The organism is Frateuria sp., from assembly GCF_035695185.1.
In the GTDB taxonomy this organism is placed as follows: domain Bacteria; phylum Pseudomonadota; class Gammaproteobacteria; order Xanthomonadales; family Rhodanobacteraceae; genus Frateuria_A.
Window position 1 is genome coordinate 1 of sequence record NZ_DASSES010000147.1, and the last position, 2,194, is coordinate 2,194.

At 65.5% G+C, this 2,194-nt stretch carries 3 protein-coding genes; 2 read left to right on the plus strand and 1 reads right to left on the minus strand.

The genetic code is table 11. From position 1 onward, the window contains the following. A partial coding sequence (locus tag VFH59_RS11995) for a hypothetical protein (protein WP_325165136.1) occupies nt 1–274 on the minus strand: 274 nt, incomplete at its 3' end. Between the two features lie 115 nt (nt 275–389). Between VFH59_RS11995 and nanR the strand changes: the two genes are divergently transcribed. Both nanR and VFH59_RS12005 read left to right on the plus strand, forming a co-directional pair. Continuing rightward, a complete protein-coding gene (nanR, locus tag VFH59_RS12000) occupies nt 390–1,124 on the plus strand; it encodes a transcriptional regulator NanR (protein ID WP_325165137.1) in 735 nt (244 codons plus the stop codon). Between the two features lie 30 nt (nt 1,125–1,154). Continuing rightward, nucleotides 1,155–2,194, plus strand: a 1,040-nt coding sequence (locus VFH59_RS12005; protein WP_325165138.1) for an Ldh family oxidoreductase, incomplete at its 3' end; no start/stop codon positions are given.

Below are 2,194 nucleotides of genomic sequence, written 5' to 3' on the forward strand. Positions count from 1 at the left end.
CGACCGTTACCGTCCAGCCGATCTTCTTGCCCACCTCGGCGAGCGCCTGCCCCCACGCATGGGAGGCGTCGTTCTGCTCGTCGGTGGACATGTAGGCGATGTGCTTGTTGGAGGCCAGTTTGGGCCCGGATGTGGGGCCACGCCAGTCGGTCTGAGGTCCGGCGTACCGGATCACCTCGGCCTTCACTTGGTCCATGAACGCATCCGCTCGCACCGGCGCGGCGGCACACGCCGTGACGGCAACAATTCCGGCAGCAGCGATCTTCAGCAGCATCGCGCTCCTCCCAAATCATTTCTATTCTCGGCGAAATGTCGCGGGACTTGACCCGTCAGGCGCCGGCTCGTTTATGTGGGCTATGCTACTGTCCGACAGCCTAACAGGTCAACCCGTGGCGATCCCCCCGATCCGCCGACGCAAGCTCTATGAGGAAGTAGCCGACGCGATCGAACAGATGATCCGCGACGGCCAGCTTGCGCCCGGCGACCAACTGCCCTCCGAGCGCGAGCTCAGGGAGACGTTCGGGGTCGGCCGTTCAGCGGTGCGGGAGGCGATGCTGTCGTTGCAGCGGATGGGGCTGGTGGCCGTGAACAGCGGCGAGCGCAGCCGCGTGCTCGCTCCTTCGGCCAAGGCATTGGTCGGCGAGCTATCGGGGGCCGCCCGACGGCTGCTCGCGCAGCCCGGCGGCGTGGCGCGGTTCCAGCAGGCAAGGGCGCTGTTCGAGATCGGGCTGGCGAGACTGGCAGCGCAGGTGGCCACCGCCGCAGATGTGGCCCGCCTGGCGACGGCGCTGCGAGCGAACCGCGAGTCGCTTGGAGACCTGCAGCGGTTCCGAGATACCGATGTCGCATTCCATTTCGCCATTGCCGAGATCCCACACAACCCGATCTTCACCTCGTTGCATGAGGCAGTGGTGGCATGGCTGACCGAACAGCGCACGCGATCCGGCCGGCTGCCAGGCGCGGGTGAAGCCGCGTATGCGGCGCATGCGCGCATCTACGAAGCCATCGCAGCGCGCGACCCGTCCGCGGCTGAGCTGGCAATGCAGGAACACCTCGATGCCGTCGCGGCGCTCTATTGGAAAGCACAGGGAGAGCCGGAGACGATGGATATACCGGCACCGTAGGCGCACGCATTCCGAAGCAGGGAGGAGGCAATGGCGGAATATCCGGGCAGCGAGCAGGAGCGGCGGTTCATGCCCGACTGGCTCACGGATCGCGTGGCCCGTATCTTTGCCGCCTGCGGCATGTCCCAGCAGGACGCGCACCTGCTCGCTGTCGCGCTGGTCGATGCCGACCAGCGCGGCATCCATTCGCATGGCACACTGCGTGTCCCGGATTACGTGGACAAATTGACTAAGGGCGGCGTCAATCCACGCGGGCGGCCGCGCGTGGCGACCGGAAACGGCGCGGCGCTGGTGATTGATGCGGATAACGCGATGGGCCAGATCGCGGCCGCCTTCGCCATGCAGCAGGCGATTGACCGCGCAAAGATCACGCATGTGGCGGTTGCTGCTGTGCGCAACAGCAATCATTGCGGTGCCATGGACCACTGGGCCTGCAAGGCTCTGCCGTGTGACATGATCGGCATCGCTACCACCAACGCGCTGCCGACGATGGCTCCCTGGGGCGGTATTGACAAAATCGTCGGCATCAATCCGCTGGCGGTTGCCCTTCCCGGCCAGGAAGAGCCACCGATCGTGCTTGATATCGCCTTTGGCGCGACCGCGCACGGCAAGATCCGTGTCTACCACCAGAAGGGGTTTCCGATCCCGGAGGGCTGGGCATTCGATGTCGAGGGCAATCCGACGACCGACTCCGGCCGTGCCATGCTGGGGCTGATCCAGCCAATCGGTGGCCACAAGGGAGTCGGGCTGGGGATCGTGATGGGCATGCTGGCGAGCCTGCTCTCAGGCGCCGCCTACGGCACCGAACTAGGCAATATGGTGGACGGGCCCAGGGCCGGGCAGGATGGCCATTTGTTCATGGCAATCGACATTGCCGCCTTCCAGCCCGTGGAGATGTTCCGTCGCCGCGTGGACAAATTGAGCCGGGAAATCCGCGAGAGCCGTCGCCGCGCCGGCGTCGAGCGGCTTTATCCACCCGGTCTGCTGGAGCACGAATTCGCCACGGCCTACGCGCGCACCGGAATTCCACTTAATGAAGAAACAGTAAGGGGGATCCAGGACGCCGGTCA